General features: G+C 37.6%; 19 protein-coding genes. 16 read left to right on the top strand and 3 right to left on the bottom strand.

Annotated features, from left to right (window positions below):
• Positions 1-250 precede the first annotated feature (250 nt).
• The 6 genes from AC2G3J_RS04265 to AC2G3J_RS04290 all read left to right on the top strand — a co-directional run bounded on the left by AC2G3J_RS04265 (position 251) and on the right by AC2G3J_RS04290 (position 3329).
• Positions 251-496, top strand: a complete 246-nt coding sequence (locus AC2G3J_RS04265; RefSeq protein WP_483770698.1) for a hypothetical protein — start codon at positions 251-253, stop codon at positions 494-496.
• 20 nt (positions 497-516) lie between these two features.
• On the top strand, positions 517-819 hold the full coding sequence (locus AC2G3J_RS04270; protein ID WP_483770699.1) for a hypothetical protein: 303 nt from the start codon (positions 517-519) through the stop codon (positions 817-819).
• A gap of 396 nt (positions 820-1215) precedes the next feature.
• Entirely contained in the window at positions 1216-1683 is a 468-nt protein-coding gene (locus AC2G3J_RS04275; protein WP_419359822.1) for a hypothetical protein, read from the top strand.
• Positions 1684-1874: 191 nt separating this feature from the next.
• A complete protein-coding gene (locus tag AC2G3J_RS04280) occupies positions 1875-2225 on the top strand; it encodes a hypothetical protein (protein ID WP_483770700.1) in 351 nt (116 codons plus the stop codon).
• A 161-nt stretch (positions 2226-2386) separates the two neighbouring features.
• Complete coding sequence (locus AC2G3J_RS04285) at positions 2387-2890, top strand: helix-turn-helix domain-containing protein (protein ID WP_419359820.1); 504 nt, start codon at positions 2387-2389, stop codon at positions 2888-2890.
• A 1-nt stretch (position 2891) separates the two neighbouring features.
• The gene (locus AC2G3J_RS04290; protein ID WP_419359818.1) at positions 2892-3329 is read left to right on the top strand and encodes a hypothetical protein; all 438 of its coding nucleotides are present in this window, start codon (positions 2892-2894) and stop codon (positions 3327-3329) included.
• A gap of 64 nt (positions 3330-3393) precedes the next feature.
• On the opposite strand, the gene AC2G3J_RS04295 is transcribed toward AC2G3J_RS04290, so the two are convergent.
• Together AC2G3J_RS04295 and AC2G3J_RS04300 are read right to left on the bottom strand one after the other, a co-directional pair.
• On the bottom strand, positions 3394-3801 hold the full coding sequence (locus AC2G3J_RS04295; protein WP_483770701.1) for a hypothetical protein: 408 nt from the start codon (positions 3799-3801) through the stop codon (positions 3394-3396).
• Positions 3794-5134: an MFS transporter gene (locus AC2G3J_RS04300; protein ID WP_483770702.1), complete on the bottom strand. Its 1341-nt coding sequence runs from the start codon at positions 5132-5134 to the stop codon at positions 3794-3796. Before AC2G3J_RS04300 ends, AC2G3J_RS04295 begins: the two co-directional genes overlap by 8 nt.
• 100 nt (positions 5135-5234) lie before the next feature.
• Between AC2G3J_RS04300 and AC2G3J_RS04305 the strand changes: the two genes are divergently transcribed.
• The 5 genes from AC2G3J_RS04305 to AC2G3J_RS04325 all read left to right on the top strand — a co-directional run bounded on the left by AC2G3J_RS04305 (position 5235) and on the right by AC2G3J_RS04325 (position 10225).
• Positions 5235-6128 carry a LysR family transcriptional regulator gene (locus AC2G3J_RS04305; protein WP_336951996.1) on the top strand — a complete coding sequence of 298 codons (894 nt, stop codon included), beginning with the start codon at positions 5235-5237 and terminating at the stop codon, positions 6126-6128.
• Between the two features lie 240 nt (positions 6129-6368).
• Positions 6369-7010, top strand: a complete 642-nt coding sequence (locus tag AC2G3J_RS04310; RefSeq protein ID WP_419329022.1) for a paraquat-inducible protein A — start codon at positions 6369-6371, stop codon at positions 7008-7010.
• Positions 7007-7813: a paraquat-inducible protein A gene (locus tag AC2G3J_RS04315; protein ID WP_336951995.1), complete on the top strand. Its 807-nt coding sequence runs from the start codon at positions 7007-7009 to the stop codon at positions 7811-7813. Before AC2G3J_RS04310 ends, AC2G3J_RS04315 begins: the two co-directional genes overlap by 4 nt.
• Positions 7814-7824: 11 nt before the next feature.
• Positions 7825-9492 carry a PqiB family protein gene (locus AC2G3J_RS04320; RefSeq protein WP_336951994.1) on the top strand — a complete coding sequence of 556 codons (1668 nt, stop codon included), beginning with the start codon at positions 7825-7827 and terminating at the stop codon, positions 9490-9492.
• Complete coding sequence (locus AC2G3J_RS04325) at positions 9482-10225, top strand: PqiC family protein (RefSeq protein ID WP_419359812.1); 744 nt, start codon at positions 9482-9484, stop codon at positions 10223-10225. The genes AC2G3J_RS04320 and AC2G3J_RS04325 overlap by 11 nt, the downstream gene beginning before the upstream one ends.
• 107 nt (positions 10226-10332) lie before the next feature.
• Here the strand turns inward: AC2G3J_RS04325 and AC2G3J_RS04330 are convergent, their stop codons facing one another.
• Positions 10333-12561, bottom strand: coding sequence for a phosphocholine-specific phospholipase C (locus tag AC2G3J_RS04330; RefSeq protein WP_419329008.1), 2229 nt, complete (start codon positions 12559-12561; stop codon positions 10333-10335).
• Between the two features lie 666 nt (positions 12562-13227).
• Here AC2G3J_RS04330 and AC2G3J_RS04335 point away from each other — a divergent pair.
• The 5 genes from AC2G3J_RS04335 (at position 13228) to AC2G3J_RS04355 (ending at position 16869) form a co-directional block, all read left to right on the top strand.
• Positions 13228-14094, top strand: coding sequence for a metal-dependent hydrolase (locus tag AC2G3J_RS04335; RefSeq protein WP_419820098.1), 867 nt, complete (start codon positions 13228-13230; stop codon positions 14092-14094).
• Positions 14095-14119: 25 nt separating this feature from the next.
• Positions 14120-14557 carry a PaaI family thioesterase gene (locus tag AC2G3J_RS04340; RefSeq protein ID WP_419359810.1) on the top strand — a complete coding sequence of 146 codons (438 nt, stop codon included), beginning with the start codon at positions 14120-14122 and terminating at the stop codon, positions 14555-14557.
• Positions 14558-14727: 170 nt separating this feature from the next.
• On the top strand, positions 14728-15408 hold the full coding sequence (locus AC2G3J_RS04345) for a glutathione S-transferase family protein (protein WP_483770703.1): 681 nt from the start codon (positions 14728-14730) through the stop codon (positions 15406-15408).
• Entirely contained in the window at positions 15405-16178 is a 774-nt protein-coding gene (locus AC2G3J_RS04350) for an SDR family NAD(P)-dependent oxidoreductase (RefSeq protein ID WP_336951987.1), read from the top strand. Before AC2G3J_RS04345 ends, AC2G3J_RS04350 begins: the two co-directional genes overlap by 4 nt.
• Position 16179: 1 nt before the next feature.
• Positions 16180-16869 carry a Rossmann-fold NAD(P)-binding domain-containing protein gene (locus AC2G3J_RS04355; RefSeq protein ID WP_483770704.1) on the top strand — a complete coding sequence of 230 codons (690 nt, stop codon included), beginning with the start codon at positions 16180-16182 and terminating at the stop codon, positions 16867-16869.
• Positions 16870-16889 lie beyond the last annotated feature (20 nt).

Raw genomic sequence — 16889 nt, forward strand, 5'->3', positions numbered from 1 at the left:
TTCTGCTAAAGAAGCATATTTAAATTAAGAAAAATAATTTTATAAATATTAAATCTCTTGTATAAGTCAAAATTTGAGTAGACATGATCTTTGATTTATAAGGTATTGCATAAAGCCCAAATGATTTATATAGCTACTTTCGCAAGAGGTCTAGATAGTGAATCAAGAAAATTAAAAAATCAATATGGTGATAAAATTAAGATTGTATCTGGTAAAAGTGAATTGGAAAATATATTGAAAGGTAAATAATATGGGGCATTCTGCTTGGATTGTTGAAGAACAAAAAAATAATCAATATGATTTTTATTCAGAGATTTTAAATCTTAAGAAAATTTTTGCTGAGAATGGTATGGTATTGGATTTAGCAGATCTTGTTGCTAATGCTGAGGTTGTAAATATTAAGAGTGAAATTGAAATATATGTACATGGTGAAACATATATCGATGAAAATGGTGAAGAAAGTGTTGAAACTTTGGAAATTTTTTTACTAATCTAAGTATTGATAGTGATTTTTATATGGATGCTGATAAAAATTTTGTTAAGTTAATTAAAAGTGTAGAAGAAAATTTTTATAAGCGTCAGTTTTATATTCATGATATTAATTGGTGTATTGATAAAGCATTTAGAATAATTTTGAGCTATATGAGGTCGAAAAAAAATCAAAATCCATTGTTCTTTTCAGAATCAATAGTCGGTTTTTTAACACTAAGTGACTTAGAACGCTTATATGAATATTATGGTGGAAATTATATTAAAATTAAACCAGATATTTGGTGCGGTGTGGCTTGGGAGAAAATATTGGAAATGAGAAGGTCTTAATTTTTTATTTAATTAATAAAATTTTTTAATTGAGTATGTGATAGCTTGTTATTATCTTGTTGTAAAATAAGAGTCAATAAAAATGACTCTATATCTAATAAAGATTAGCAGGCTCATATTTAGAGCTGGTATTTTAATAAGTCTTAACATTCGACCAAATAGAATTTAATGTTGGAAGATATATAAAATAGTGTAAATCCTAATTTTCAATAAGGCTAATTTTTAGTAAGTAATGTTTAATAATGGTGCTAATCGAAGAAGACTACAACGGATTGTAGAAGGTAGTGATGGATCAATGTGGTACTCACCGAATCATTATGGGCAAAGTCGACCTGATCCAAATAAAGCAATTTCACCTAGCAATAAACCTTATGGTAATACCTGGAGAAAATTAAAATGAGTGAATCCAAATTATATGCTTTTTTTTGCGCGGAACACTACGAAAAAAATATACCAATTATAGAAATTATGATCGACAAATCATTAAATTTTATTGGCGATATAACTGATTTTATTGGTCAACATGTTTATAAAGATTATCCTCATGATAATCCTATAATTTCAGGCTATAAATATTATTTTGGCGGTACAAGTCCTGATGCTTTTTTTGATTGCTTGACAGATTATTTAAATTTAAGAAATAAGAATGTTATGCTACGTTTAAATATATTAAGTAAAGGAAATGAAATAACAGATAAAGAACTATTTTTGTTTCTAGATACAATTGCAACTGCTATGCTTCATTATGAATATGATTCTAGATTGAATGTTTTTGTTTCAAAAGAAATATTAAATATATATTTAAGAGAATCAAAGCGATTACTTGATTTAGATACACATCCAGATGATTTTGTTATTTATTGATTTTTCTCCTTTCTATGTTTTTTTAGTAAGGTGGAGAGGATATATTATGTTGGAAAGAAATCTTTAAATAAAGGTAAGTAATTAATTGTGGAAATCATTTCTTATAGAGACTATGGTGAGATTGATACATCTATTATTGTTGATTTTTTGATCAAAAAGGGATTGGACTACTCAAAAGTTATATTAATTTATTGTCCAAATATAATGCTCTTAGACCACTAAAAGAGCATTTTTATTTTAAAGAGTATAATGGTGAAGTTGGAATAGCAGATATATCGTTTCATGGTTATGGTTATGGTTATGGTTATGGTTATGGTTATGGTTATGGTTATGGTTATGAAAAAAAGGAAGTTTACGATCAGGAAGATTTCCTAATATTTCAGAACTCTATAAAGGAATCAAATGCAATTGAACGTAACCAACCTGATGAATATAGCTATGATAAAGTAATTGTATTTGGTAATACTGCTAGAGGTGATTATATAGCCTTTGATTATCGCAAAAACCCTGCGACTGATGATCCACTAGTGGTAATTATGTAGAAGATGAAAATGGTGATAGTAAGATGCATGTTATAAAAGTAGCAGATACTTTTGATGAATTTTTAAATCTACTGCATGATTAGTAGGTATCGATAAAATAAAAGGGCTGTTATTCATGTGAACTGACCCTATAAGTTGGACACAACTTATAGGGTATTTTTATGAAATACGATTTAAAGTTTAAACAAGCAGTCATTGCTTATTATGCTCAAGGCCATTCTAGCTTATCAACAGCCAAGCATTTTTCGATTAGTGATAAGGATGTCTCTAAATGGTTGGCTCAATTCGACTTAGGTGGAATTGATGAAATAAAGTCAAAACAGAATAAGACAATTTATGCAGCTGAATTTAAATATAACGTATTAACAACTATGCAGGATGAGCGATTAAGTTTATCTAATACTTCTCTTCGTTTTGGTATTTCTTCCCCGAGTTTGATTAGTGTATGGCGTAAAATCTATCAAACCGATGGTATACTTGGACTAGAACCAAAGTCTAAAGGAAGAGTATCCATGTCTAAAAATAAATATATTGTTGATAAACCAGATCATGAAAAAACAACTGCTGAACTTCAACGTGAACTACTCTATTTACGCGCTGAGAATGCTTACTTAAAAAAGCTCGACGCCTTGCTGAATATTAATGCAATTATTATAGGAAAGTAAAATGAAAGTTTCTGATTTGATTTTTTTGAATATTGATTATTTAGAGAAAAAAGTAGAAGTGGAGGGATGGTTAACTATCTTAAATAATAATTTATTTTTTTTAGATGAGGTTTTGCAAATAAATTATAAAGATACGGTGAAATTAAAAATTTCAAATAGGGATATTATTTATATTCTTAATGAAAAAGTAATATTTCCTATAGGAGGTGAGTCTTTTTTATTTCATAGAGCTTCCATTATTGGTTATTTAAAAAAACTTGAAAATGAATTGGTGTTAAATGTTGAAAAAATTTTATTGGAAGAGGATAGTCCTAATGAAAAAAATAAAAAAATATTAATTCCAATTGAGATTAATTTAGAATCTATTGAAAAGGCAAAAAAAAATAACCCTAATTTATTACAGGAAAATCCATCACAGGACTGGTTGGATTGGTGTTAGTTAATTACTGAGGTTTAATGAATAGCAATTTAGACTGTTTACATCAATAAACTCTTCACACAATTTAACTCGATGAGGCCAAATTGACCAATGTTTCATGTAGATAAACCCAATAACATTGACCAGATTCAACTTTGATACAAGCCGTCGATATGCGTAATGTATCAGGTTCATGGCTTTGTTGATGTTCTTGGTATTGAATCCAGCAGTGGTTGTTTGCTTCAAATAAAGCACGTGTATTCAAGATTTTAATTTTTAACGCAGGTTTATTACCTACATTTTGGCTAAACAAGGCATTTATTTCGGGTAAACCAATGACATTGCCTTGCGGCGTAATCATTTTAAAATTTGGGTCAAAACTGGCTAAGAGTTGATTTAGGCTTTCTTTTGCATTTTGACCTGTAAATACGTTTTCAATCAAAATATGTAAATCGATGACATGTTGTAATGCATTGTCCATAGGATTAGACATGGGTTTTCTCCTTGAAAATGGAAATTAATGATAAAAGGCACAGCACAGCTGCAAGCAAAAAAGTATGCTGATAACGTATTAAGTCATTTGCAGCAGGCAACAGACTAAAGATTGAAATAAGGGCAACTGTACCTAAACTAAAAGCGACTTGTCGATTAATGTTCCACAGCACACTGCCTTGTAATAAGTCTTGGCCGTTAAAATCGATGAGGGCACTGATTTGGGCAGTATTGGCACTTAGACCACCCCCCATTCCCATCAGTAGATAAGCAACAATTAAGGTACTTAAATCATTGGCATTTGAAACCCAGAACAGCAGTGAAATTCCTAAACTATGTAGTGTAATACCGATTATAAAAAGCTGCTTTTTACCGAGATGACGATAGAGAAGCCCACCACTGGTCATCGATACCAATGCACCCACTGCATAGAGCAGCATAAATAAGCCAGTCTGTTTTGCATTAAACCCAAGGTTACGTTGTAAATTAAAGATACTCAGTAAATTCACACCAGTGAAAATACCGGGTACTGCGTAATAAACGATAAATGCATTGCGTAAATTATAATTTTTTAGCAATTGCAAATTAAGAATCGGATGAGCAGATCCTTTCGCGTATTTGAGGTAAATCAGAAGCATTGTGACGGAAAGTAGAAAGCTACTGATCGCGAGTACAACACTATGGTAATCGTTAAATAATGAGAAAGAGAGTAACAAACACAACAGGCTGACATTGACCATAAATAGTCCTAAAAAGTCAGGTTTCCCAGACGTTTTAGCTTTATTTTCTTTGATCCATCGCCACGCTAAAAAAGCAGTGATCATGGTAAAGGGAATATTGGCAAAAAACACCCAACGCCAAGATAAAGCATCAATAATTATGCCGCCAATCGTTGGTGAAAAGGCTGGTGCAATTAATGCAATTGCCATGATCATTGTGGAGATACGTTGCCGTTCATGGTTTGGAAACAGTGCAAATACCAATGCTTGACCGACAGGGATTAATAATCCGCCAGCCACACCTTGAACAAATCTCCAAAAAATTAAACTATGGATTGATTCACTCATGCCAATCAACCAAACGCTGACGGAAAAGAGCAGCATTGAATAACACAGCAATTTCCGATCACCCAATACGCTTGCTAACCATAAGCTCATGGGCATGATTAAAACCAAACCTAAAATATAAGCATTGCTTACCCATGCAACCATCGATGGGCTGACTGAGAAAGCTGTTGCTATATCGGGTAAGGCAATTGCAGACATGAAAATATTGATGCAATCAATAAAGAACCCAAGTAAAAACACTGTTGCTATTTTATAGCGATATGACATAGCGACCTCCAAGATGCAGGAGGGTACGATTCAGTCCTTTTATTGTCGATGCATGCGAAGTAAAATCATTGTTTAATAATTTCAAACAATCAGTGTGATTATGCAAAAAAACCTAAAACAGATTATAAGTTTTCTGCAAGTGGTTGATTCAGGATCATTTACCAAGGCAGCAGAGATTTTGGGTTTAAGTCGATCGATGGTGAGTATTGATATCAAGCATTTAGAACAGCATTTAAATGTGAGTTTGCTGATCCGTAATACGCGTAATATCGCACTGACTGAAATAGGCAAAAGCTTTTATGAGGATTTCAAACACATTCAATTGCAAATCGAAGAAGCTTTTGAGCGCAGTCAAAACTTAGCCACAAGTATCACAGGGATATTACGTTTTTCATCGACCAATGAATTTGGGCGGAAATTCATCTTGCCTTTGCTGGGGGAGTTTTGCCACCAATATCCTCAATTACAACTACAATATTCTTTTAATTCCTCTTTAGATGATTTGGTCACTGAAAAATTAGATTTGGTCATTCGGTTAGGAAACTTAAAAGACTCATCCATGCGGACACGAAAAATTGCTGAATATCCGATTTATTTAGTTGCCAGCCCTGAATTTTTAAAACGTTATCCGATCAATAGTATTGCTGATTTAGCACATGTTCCTTGGATTGGTCATCGTTTATTGAATTGGCAGGATGCGCAATATGTTTTACAAAATGATCAAGGTGAAAAACATACATTGCCTTTTGTTAGAAGTCAGTATGAATCTAATTCGGCAGAAGCGATACATCAGATGACACTTGCTTCATTGGGTGTTGCGATATCTCCAGCTTGGTTGGTCGATGAAGATATTCAGCAAAATCGTTTAACTCGGGTGTTAGCTGATTTTGATTTACCTGTACAAAACGTCCAATTGCTTTATCCGAATACGGGAACCTTGCCTGCAAAAACCCGTGTCTTTATCGATTTTTTGGTGCAACGACTGTGTATTTAATCATGTCAAAATATATGTTGATATTGAGAATAGATAAAATGCATGGTCAATTGTTAGACTAGATTTCGCCAGATCAATTGTTTATATAAAACCAACAGGATATCATCAAAAAATATCACAACTCATCTGTATACATCTCAGTAAAATATAGCAAGATGAGCTTCGGTCTAAAAAGAATCTATAAAATGGTGTTGATGTTCTATGCGTGAGCCGTCCTCCTATCCGCCAGTTTCTGTGCCCATGAATCAGCAAGCATTGATTCAAAAAGGTGATATTGCACCGCAAACGCTGGTTGCCTGTGAGGAATGTGACACGCTCTATCATCGAATTCAGCTGACCCAAGGTGAACGTGCTTATTGTCTCTGTTGTGGTGCTGAGCTTTATCGGCAAAGCAAGCCATTTAGTGTTTTATTGGCAATGGTCACAACAGCGCTGATCGTATTTGTGATTGCCAATAGTTTTCCGATTGTTAAGGTGGAATTGCAGGGTAATGATTCCCAGACAACCCTACTGGGTGCTGCATGGGCGATGTTTCATGCTGGGCAAGGGCCGGTAGGTGTGCTGATTCTTATCACGACTTTCGTGGTGCCTCTATTGGATTTGTTACTGCTGTTCTATGTCCTTTCATCAGTTCATTTCTGTAAAGTTCGGCCTCGTTATTTAGTTGCAGCATTTCGTACCTTGTTTTTATTTAGAACATGGGGAATGGTTGAGGTATTTTTGATTGGGGTATTGGTTACCTTGGTTAAACTGGTCGGAATGGTTGTGGTGATTCCAGGCGTTGCATTATGGGGATTCTCCATACTGAGTGTATTACTGGTTTATATTGCCTCAGTAAAAGTCAAAGATCTTTGGGATGAGATCGACAGGAGACTTACATGAAAACTGAACCGTCTCAGGCTAATTTTTCAAAATACTCAGCGAATATAGACAGTAACAATTCGCTGCAATATCCAAGAGCCAAAGATTTGTCTTTAGTGCTTTGTCATTGCTGTGGAACGCTCAATAAAGAGGTTCCAGAGGCTGAAGCAAAACACGCTTCACATTGCTTGAAATGTCATAGTGTGCTGCATCAACGTAAACCAAAGAGCTTAGACAGAACCCTTGCTTTGGTGATTGCTGCGAGTATTTTGTATATTCCAGCCAATGTACTTCCGATGACCGTCACAGATTCTTTGTTAGGTAGTCAGCAAGATACGATCATGAGTGGTGTGATCTATTTTTGGCAGAATGGGGATTATTTGGTTTCTGCTGTTATTTTTATGGCCAGTATCTTTATTCCCATGTTAAAACTTTTGATTCTGTGTTTTCTGTTGATTGCAGTAAAAATGCAGTCTTCTAAACGTTTGCATTTTTCACCTGAGCATTGCTCAATGCTTTATCGGATCGTTGAGTTTATCGGTCGATGGTCGATGATTGATGTTTTTGTGGTGGCTTTATTGACCGCCCTGATTCAGATTCAATCACTGGCAACTATTCTTGCTGGACCAGGCGCGGTTGCTTTTGGTGCAGTCGTGGTTTTAACCATGTTTGCTTCACTGAGTTTTGACCCGCGTATTATTTGGGATAATTATTCTGCTGCCCAGAATACGCGTAACAAGAACGGGCTTTCCCTGCAAGGCTCAGATGTGATTCACGTGGATCATCCTCCCTTGAATCATGATTTATCTAATTCCAGTCAATAAAACAATGATGGGTGTGTATGTCTGAAAATAAAACCAATAACGAAAGCTCAGATCATCAGGATCCTCATGCTGTAGATGAAACGCAGCAGATTTTACCTGAACCTGAGAAAAATAAAGGACGCTGGCGACCATCGTTGATCTGGCTGATTCCGTTTATTGCATTGCTGATCGGTCTGTCGTTGGCAGTCAAAGCGGTATTAGATACTGGTCCGACCATTAATGTTGCTTTTAGAACCGCTGAAGGGTTGGTTGCAGGTAAGACAACCGTTCGCTTTAAACAAGTGGATATCGGTCTTGTTCGCCAAATTGATCTTGCTGATGATCATTCACATGTTATTGCCAAAATTGAACTACGTAAGGATGCCAGTAATTTTGCTGCAAAAGATTCACGATTCTGGGTGGTTCGTCCTCGCATTGGTGCCAGTGGTGTTTCAGGAATTGATACCTTATTGTCGGGTGCTTATATTGAGGTTGATGGCGGTAAGGCTGAACAAAAACAGGATGAATTCACTGGCTTAGAAGTTCCTCCAGTCATTTCATCAGATGTACCGGGGAAAATCTTTTTCCTCAAAGCCAATAATTTAGGTTCACTGGATATTGGCTCTCCTATTTATTATCGTCAGATCAATGTGGGTCAAATTACTGCTTATCAATTGGCCAAAGATGGAAAGAGTGTTGAGCTACAGACCTTTATTCAAGCACCTTATGATAAGTTCGTGACAACCGATGCACGTTTCTGGCAGGCCAGTGGTGTCGATGTCAGCTTAAGTGCATCAGGATTTAAGCTAGATACCCAGTCTTTAGTGAGTATTATCGCAGGCGGTATTGCATTCGGTTATCCTGAGAATTCACATGCTGCTGTTGCTTCGGATCAAAGCCGTTTTAATTTATGGGATTCTCGTACTGAAGCATTGAAAGAGCCTGATGGAAATCCTCATCGCATTATTATGTATTTTGATCAGTCTCTACGTGGTTTGTCAGCAGGTGCACCGATTGACTTTATGGGAATTGAAATTGGTAATATACAGTCAATTAATGCTGAATTTGATGCAAATTACACTCAGATTCGTATGCGGGCTGAGGGGGTGATTTATCCATCTCGTTTAGCCAACGGTAAAGAGCTAGACCCTGATGGTGAAATTTTTAAACGCTTCATCGAAAGAGGCTGGCGTGCTCAAATGCGTACAGGAAATTTACTCACAGGGCAGAACTATATTGCCTTTGATCTATTCCCTAAAGCAAAACCAGCAAACTTAATCATCCGATCAAATGGTGTGATTGAGGTTCCAACCACACCAACCGAGTTGAAGGGATTACAAGCACAAGTATCGCAAATTGCAGATAAATTGAATAAATTCCCATTGGTAGAAATTGGGCAGGATGTACGTAAAACCCTCAATAATATGAACTCAGCGATTAGCTCAACAGATAAATTAGTGAAGCAGTTAGATGGTAAAGTTGCACCAGGACTACAAGCGACTTTGGATGATGTACGTAAAACCATGCGCTCTACTGAAACTATTTTGTCGAGTGACGCGCCAATGCAACAGGATGTTCGCCGTGCTTTACAGCAAATGACACGTGCTGCCGCATCTTTACAGTTAATGGCAGACTATATTGAACAACACCCTGAATCACTCATTCGTGGGAAAACGCCTGAGGTTAAAAATGGTAAATAAAAAAAATAGTCCACATTTTATGTCCTATTTACCGCAGTCTAGTCGAGCAGGTTGTGGACTGCTACTGGCCATTGTAGGTTTAATTGGCTGTTCCAGTTCGCCTACTCCAAATTACTATACCTTGACCCCAACAGTTAAACCCTTGGTGAGTTCAAATGTACGGGTAATTGAAGTACTGCCAGTGGGATTGCCAGACCGTTTAAACAGGGCACCCTTAGTCTTACAGGACAGCAGTGGTAAATCTAATGTATTGGATAATGAACGCTGGACGTCCACTTTGGCCGCTGAGTTACGTGATGGGTTGTCTGCAGGCTTACAACAGAAATTAGGTGCTGTAGATCGTTATAGTAGTGGTATGACTGGTGGTAAAGTGTCATACCGTGTTGCAACCGACTTTTCTCGGTTTGATATTATCGAACACTCCAACACACGTTCGTTAATGGGAGCGATGAATCGGGATATTGAGGTGGCGGTTGCTTGGATTATTAAACGTGATGATCCAGCCCGCCCCTTAAATCAGCCAACAGCAACACACAATGCTGTGTTGCCCAACCGACAACTCAGTTGTCGAATGGCATTTACCGACGCAGTTGGTGCAGATGGCAACAAAATTGTTGATATAGTCAGTGTTTCACGGCAGTCATTGAGTAAGGTGGTTGAAGCGATTGCCGCTTCTGTAGTTGCAACAGAAGCCAATAAAGCTGTGGTGATGGAAGGGGTGACCTGTTCCTAAGCAAGCACTAAAAAAAGCACCCCAGTTTTAAATAAAATCTGAGGTGCTGTTAAATTTGATTCAGTGTTAACAATCTAAAAAATTGAATATTTACAATTGCTTAAATATTAAACCATCGCTGGATCACTGACAGAATCTGCTCCTGTTTCAACGCGTCCTGCAAAGCGTCGATAAAACTTAGTATCCTGAGTACAAGTTACTGCAAAATCATACCATTGCCATGTATCTTTCAGTTCCCAATGTCGTGTTGATGTTTGACCTGCTTTTACAGTGATTTTTAACGCTGCGTCACTACGATAGACGACTGGATTAATGACCAGTTCAACATCTTTTGTGCCCGTATTGGTCAGGTCTAAATAAACATTACCATTGGCAATATCATAACACACACGAATTTCAGGATTGATTTGCAGGGTTTGATTACGATTTAAATCACCTTTGAAATGGCGATGAAAACCATTCGGTCCCATTACCCAAAGATCATACAAACCTTGATTATCCTTTTTCACATTCCAAACATCATCCAGTGTTTTACCCGCTTCTACAATGTAACGACGTGGGACACGGCTGAGATTTAACTTGTCATAGACATGAAAAACTGCGCCTTGAGTCCCTGTATTTGAGAACATGAGTTTAACTGTTCCATCATTTTGACAACGTGCACTGGTGTGTAATTCATAAGGCAATGCTTTAGACGGGCGAATACCACTGGCTTGAATTGGAAGTTGTAAATTGGTTGGAATCGGAACATTGGGCAGCTTTTGTTGAGCTGAACGAAGTTGATCTGCTTGCTCACGGGTTTGTTTACCTGTTAATTCTGGCAGAACATCTTCATTTGGGGTTTTAAAATTAAATGCTGAGGTTAAATCACCACAAATGGCACGACGATAAGGGCTGATATTCGTTTCTTTTACCCCAAAGCGTTGTTCTAAAAACATTAATACGGACGTATGATCAAACACTTGAGAGTTAACCACACCACCACGACTCCACGGTGAAATTACAAAGAGTGGTACTCGTGGGCCCGGTCCATAAACACCATTGTCTTTTTTAGGCTGGCTGTTGCTTCCTAGTGGCGCATCATGTAGATAATATTCATACTGCATATCAGCTTGGCTAAGTGTGGATTTACCTGCATACGTATTGTCTGCTTGTAAGGTCGGTGCTGATGGAGACGGAACATGGTCAAAATAACCATCATTTTCATCAAAATTGATCAAGAAAACGGTTTTACTCCAAACCTCTGGCACTGCTGTTAAAGCATCTAAGATTTCTTGAATAAACCAAGAACCTTGTACTGGGCTTGATGGACCTGGATGTTCACAATAGATGGATGGTGCATTGATCCAAGACACTTGGGGAAGTTTGCCTGTTTTGATATCATTTTTAAAAGCATCTAAAAACTCTTCGGGTTTATTGCCGGGCAGAGTGTTTGCGATACCTTTATACAGTGGATTTTTAGCATTATCGGTTGTGGCATCATAAGCTTTATAAGGTAACGGTTGCGCTGCTTTATTGTATGGGCTATTCGGCGCACCACCACTTGAAACTGGGTAACCTGAGGCAATATTGGCTTTTTTAAAGGTACGGAATGCACCGAGCATGTTATCACCCCATTCATCCGGCATATTTTGATAGCAAATCCAGTTAACACCTGCCTCTTCTAAACGTTCAGCATAGGTTTTCCAAGTGTAGCCGACATCAACGTTTTTGGGATCACCATCAATCCAATCCCATTCATTATTCACAAACGCAGTACTGGTCGGTACTGCACCATTGGTGCCCGTTAAATGAAATGAACGATTGGCATCTGTACCCGTGTGCATTGAACAGTGATACGCATCGCAAATGGTAAAAGCATTGGCTAAAGCAAACTGATAAGGGATTTCCTGCTCTTTAAAATAACCCATTGCATAATCAGTTTTATGGGTGGGCCAGTTTGACATACGGCCGTTGTCCCATGCTTTTTGGCTATCCACCCAAGTATGATTTGTACCGGGTGCACGTTGTGCATTATTACTCGATCCATCTAAATGAAAAGGTGTTAATAAAGCACCATTACTTCGTTGTTGTTGCCATACAGTACGATCATTTTGCAAAGGAATGGTTAAGCGGTCGGCAAAACCACGAACGCCTTTTAGTGTACCAAAATAATGGTCAAATGAACGGTTTTCCTGCATCAGGATAACCACATGTTCGACATCCTGAATGGTTCCTGTTTTATTATTTGCAGGAATAGCCAATGCTTTTTGAATGCTGGCTGGAAATGTAGATAAGGCAGCAGCACCAAAACTTGTTTTAAGTGTATTTGCTAAAAATTGACGACGATTAATCACAATATTTCCCTTTGGTATTTTTATGTTTATGGTGCGCAACGCATTAATGGTTTTTTAGATCCATCAGGCTGTGTGGTGGTCTTATCATCATTTGAATCATTACAAGCTGTGAGTGCTAGTAAAATGGGGAAAATATAAATGTACGATAGCCATTGTTTTGATTTTCTTAACATGTGTTTCATCCATTATAAAGATGCCCACACATTAGACAGCGCTTGTGACAGCAAGGTGTCACCTTTATGACAAATCATTGACATGGCAATAGCGTTAGAAATCGAGACAGAAATCCAGATAGAAATAGAAAATAAAATTGGAAAAGCTTAATCGGTTTTGATGGAGAGGTTAGAGGGGAATGTTTAATTTTAATTTGAACTGTTGTTGAAATCTAGATATCAATTCAGTATTTTTATTTTAAGTGGTTAATTTTATTGTTTATATTTTATGGGGTGCGTAATCATGCATCTGGTCAAAAAGTGATGGATGAAAACAGTTTTTAAGTTTTTTTACTTAGATCGATTGTCTTTATAGGAACAGGTCTGTCATTTAAGGACAACCTGAAGCTTTAACGTATTCACATCATTGACAAGATCAACATGGATCATTATTTTAACTTATCAAGTTCTTTTTTAGAACTTGTTATTTTAAGATAAATTCTTGAGGTGAACCATGTCTATATCAGCGGTGAAAGAAAAATCAAAGCAAAAAACACCTGCATCATTTCCAGTACGTCGTATGGATTATGAATTTCAGGATATGCCCAAGTATTGGTGTAATGACGAACCAACCTTTACCCATTACTTCACAGGTTTATCGACGCTTTTTCCTGAAGGTGAGTCGTACTTTGTCCGTTCAGTGCGCGCTTTGCGTGAAAAAATTAAAAACAATCCACAATTAGATCGTGATATTGGTGCCTTTATTGGACAAGAAGCCATGCACTCTAAAGAACATCATGCTTTTCATGTTAGTGCACAACAATATGGTTTAGATCCTGAATCTTTAGAAAAAGTCACAGGAATCATATTAAAAGCGATTGAACGCACTTTCCCTAAGAAATGGAATCTCTTGGTGACTGTGGGTCTAGAACATTACACCGCAGTTTTGGTGGTAGAAATGATGAAAAATGTCAATGAGTTAATGACCGATACTACCATTCGTAATTTATGGTTATGGCACAGTGTAGAAGAAACTGAACATAAGGCCGTGGCTTATGACATGTATGAATACTTATATGGCAAGGGCTTAGATGCCTACATTCCTCGCGTAGCGATTTTTACATTTAGTCTTGTGCTGATCACGCTATTTTCTAATGTATATCAAGTGGTGTTGATGTCGAGAGATAAACAATTATTAAACCTTAAGTCTTGGACTAAGTTTGCTGGGTTTACAGTGCAAGCCTATCGTAAGCTGGTACCGCAATTTTTCTCTTATTATCAGTTTAATTTTCATCCGAATGATACCGATGAATCTGAAATTGTCGCACAAACTAAAGTAAAAATTGGTTTATCCCCTGAACAATCAACATTTATTCAATAAATATTTATCAAAATAGGAAATAGTGATGAACCCACTCAATATGACGGGTCTGGAAATTATGCAAGCATTCCAAAAAGGACTGGTGCCAGCGCCTGGTATTGCAAAAACTATGGGAATGGAGGAAGTAGGAGACGTTGAATACGGTCGGATTGTATTTATCGCAATTGCGGATGAACGTCATAGCAATCCATTGGGTGGGGTACATGGTGGTTTTGCTGCAACTGTACTTGATTCGGCTACAGGTTGTGCCACCCATACAGTATTAGCTGCGGGTGAAGGTTATGGAACAACAGATCTGGCGATAAAAATGTGCCGGCCGATGCCGTTTAATAAAAAGCTGATTGCAGAAGGAAAAGTGATTAACGTAGGGAAAAATTTAGTTATATCTGAAGGTTATCTTCGAGATGAAGATGGAAAATTGTATGCACATGCCACAGCAACCAATATGATCATCCGTCGTTGAAAGACTTTGTTTCTGCATCATGGATTTGAACCAGAATTTTTGGATCATGGCTTTTAATTCAGGTTTTTTGATTTATCGCCTTTGAATCAGGTCTGTGATGTATTAAGCGTTGATCTTGTGATGTCGCTCTTCAAATGTCAATCGACCCAAAGTTAAGCTGAGAATATAAAATGAATCCAGTTGTATTACATCAATGGGAAATTTCACCATTTTGCCAAAAAGTTGCCAGAATGTTGCAATTTAAAGGGATTGCTTATCGGACTGTGGATTATAACGGTGTACTGGGTGCAAAGGTGCCAATGCTCAGTAAAGCAGGCAAGATTCCGGTACTAGATATTGATGGTCAACGTATTCAGGACAGTACACGTATTGCGCGTTATCTAGATGAGGCTTACCCAGCTTTACCACGGTTATATCCTATTGATCCCTTACAAAAGGCTTATGTTGAACTTTGGGAAGATTGGTCAGACGAGTTGTTATATTTCTATGAAATGCACTTTCGTGTGAATGATGCTGATGCCTTAGATTATGCGGTTGAAATGAGTGCAAAAGGTCGCCCCAAACATGAAATATATCTGTTAAAACCCTTGCTCAAAGCAACATTAAACCTGCAACTTAAAATGCAGGGTACAGGTCGTATGGCTAAGCAGGATATTGAAGCGGAATTTACTCGTCATTTAGAGCGTATCGAATTGGTGTTGGCGCAAACAGGATGGCTGGTTGGCGAGGTTAAAACACTGGCTGATATTGCAGTAGGTTCGCAGCTTTTAGAGATTGTCCGCACCAGTAAAATTTGGGGCGCTAAAATTAAAGCTTATCCTTCTATTGCTCAATGGTTAGACTTGCTATGAATACGCAGAATGCAACATCTCAAAATATAGCAACACTTCCATGTGTGGTTGTTATGGGCGTAGGGGCTGAACAAGGAATTGGAGCAGCAGTTTGTCGTCGTTTTGCTCAAGAAAAATTAAAAGTACATGTTGTGGGGCGTACTTTAGCGAAAGTGCAAGCCGTGGCTGATTCAATCAATGCGCAAGGTGGACACGCCGTAGCACATGCTTTGGATGCTGAAAATGAACAACAAGTGCAGACTTTTTTTGCGGAGAGGAATGCGCAAAAGGAGCATCTCGTCGCTGTTATTCACAATGTGGGGGGCAATATTCCCTCAATTTTTTTAAAGACCTCTCTTCAATTTTTTACTCAAATGTGGCGTTCTACTTTTTTATCGGCTTTTTTAGTGTCGCAACAAGCCTTAAAAATCTTTGAACAACAGCAATATGGCACGTTGATTTTTACTGGGGCAAGTGCATCTCTTCGTGGTAAACCTTTTTTTGCGGCATTTACTATGGGCAAATCCGCATTACGCACCTATGCACTGCATCTCGCCCAGATATATAAGCCTCAAAATATCCATGTTGCACATATTATTGTTGATGGCATGGTCAATGGTGATCGGGTCAATAAGGCTGTATTAGGTTTAGGACGCTTACTGAGACTAACACGAGGCACAGGTGGATTAAATATCGAAGCGATTGCTGAGAATTATTGGATGCTTTATCAACAAAATCGTGATTTATGGACCCATGAACTGGATTTACGTCCTTATCAGGAGAAATTCTAATATGTACAATTTAATTCCTCCATTGCTGAGAAAAAAATCCAAACTACAGGGCTGTATTGTTGTTATTGGCAATGAAACCCACTCGCTCAGCCAGCTTTTTGTGGATCAAGCACATAACAGGGCAATGCCTGTATATCAAGTTCAGCATGATCCTATGCAAACCAATCTAAAGATTGAGCAACAAGATTCAGGTCTAAAGCGGGTTCGTTTGAATCTGATCAATCCGACTGCTTTAAAAAACTTAGTGGGCTATATTCACCGCACAGGGCATTCAGTTGAACTGTGTATTTTCCAAGCTGATTTTTCAAAATCATTGTCGAATTCCGATGCTTCAGCCCAACAGATCGAACAACTTTGGCAAAACACTGGTTTGGCTGCGGTAAATATTTCCCAAGCGATCATTCGACAGATGCTGATTAAGTCACAAGGAACTTTGATCTTTCTAGGAACACAGCCCAACCTGATCGCTGAAAATAATGGCTTAACTCAGAGTATGTTTGCCAGTATTCGGGCATTGGCACAATCTTTGGCAAGAGAGTTTCATCCTAAAGGTATCCATATCACTTATTGTATGTTGGAAAGTTGGGATAGTCAGAATATTGCCTTGATGGATTCGGTTAAAAATATGTGTTGGCATCTTTATCACCAACCTGATTCAACTTGGAGTCAGGAATTGAGTGTTGGTGTATAAATGCTATGGGGATTAATGCG

It is taken from the genome of Acinetobacter legionensis, from assembly GCF_057165765.1.

What these genes read in the sequence shown, in the direction of transcription:
- AC2G3J_RS04335 (WP_419820098.1), top strand. Translation starts at nt 13,228, where the DNA reads ATGTCTATATCAGCGGTGAAAGAAAAATCAAAGCAAAAAACACCTGCA.
- AC2G3J_RS04300 (WP_483770702.1), bottom strand. Translation starts at nt 5,134, where the DNA reads ATGTCATATCGCTATAAAATAGCAACAGTGTTTTTACTTGGGTTCTTT.
- AC2G3J_RS04290 (WP_419359818.1), top strand. Translation starts at nt 2,892, where the DNA reads ATGAAAGTTTCTGATTTGATTTTTTTGAATATTGATTATTTAGAGAAA.
- AC2G3J_RS04315 (WP_336951995.1), top strand. Translation starts at nt 7,007, where the DNA reads ATGAAAACTGAACCGTCTCAGGCTAATTTTTCAAAATACTCAGCGAAT.
- AC2G3J_RS04265 (WP_483770698.1), top strand. Translation starts at nt 251, where the DNA reads ATGGGGCATTCTGCTTGGATTGTTGAAGAACAAAAAAATAATCAATAT.
- AC2G3J_RS04270 (WP_483770699.1), top strand. Translation starts at nt 517, where the DNA reads ATGGATGCTGATAAAAATTTTGTTAAGTTAATTAAAAGTGTAGAAGAA.
- AC2G3J_RS04325 (WP_419359812.1), top strand. Translation starts at nt 9,482, where the DNA reads ATGGTAAATAAAAAAAATAGTCCACATTTTATGTCCTATTTACCGCAG.
- AC2G3J_RS04275 (WP_419359822.1), top strand. Translation starts at nt 1,216, where the DNA reads ATGAGTGAATCCAAATTATATGCTTTTTTTTGCGCGGAACACTACGAA.
- AC2G3J_RS04350 (WP_336951987.1), top strand. Translation starts at nt 15,405, where the DNA reads ATGAATACGCAGAATGCAACATCTCAAAATATAGCAACACTTCCATGT.
- AC2G3J_RS04355 (WP_483770704.1), top strand. Translation starts at nt 16,180, where the DNA reads ATGTACAATTTAATTCCTCCATTGCTGAGAAAAAAATCCAAACTACAG.
- AC2G3J_RS04310 (WP_419329022.1), top strand. Translation starts at nt 6,369, where the DNA reads ATGAATCAGCAAGCATTGATTCAAAAAGGTGATATTGCACCGCAAACG.
- AC2G3J_RS04340 (WP_419359810.1), top strand. Translation starts at nt 14,120, where the DNA reads ATGAACCCACTCAATATGACGGGTCTGGAAATTATGCAAGCATTCCAA.
- AC2G3J_RS04305 (WP_336951996.1), top strand. Translation starts at nt 5,235, where the DNA reads ATGCAAAAAAACCTAAAACAGATTATAAGTTTTCTGCAAGTGGTTGAT.
- AC2G3J_RS04295 (WP_483770701.1), bottom strand. Translation starts at nt 3,801, where the DNA reads ATGTCTAATCCTATGGACAATGCATTACAACATGTCATCGATTTACAT.
- AC2G3J_RS04345 (WP_483770703.1), top strand. Translation starts at nt 14,728, where the DNA reads ATGAATCCAGTTGTATTACATCAATGGGAAATTTCACCATTTTGCCAA.
- AC2G3J_RS04285 (WP_419359820.1), top strand. Translation starts at nt 2,387, where the DNA reads ATGAAATACGATTTAAAGTTTAAACAAGCAGTCATTGCTTATTATGCT.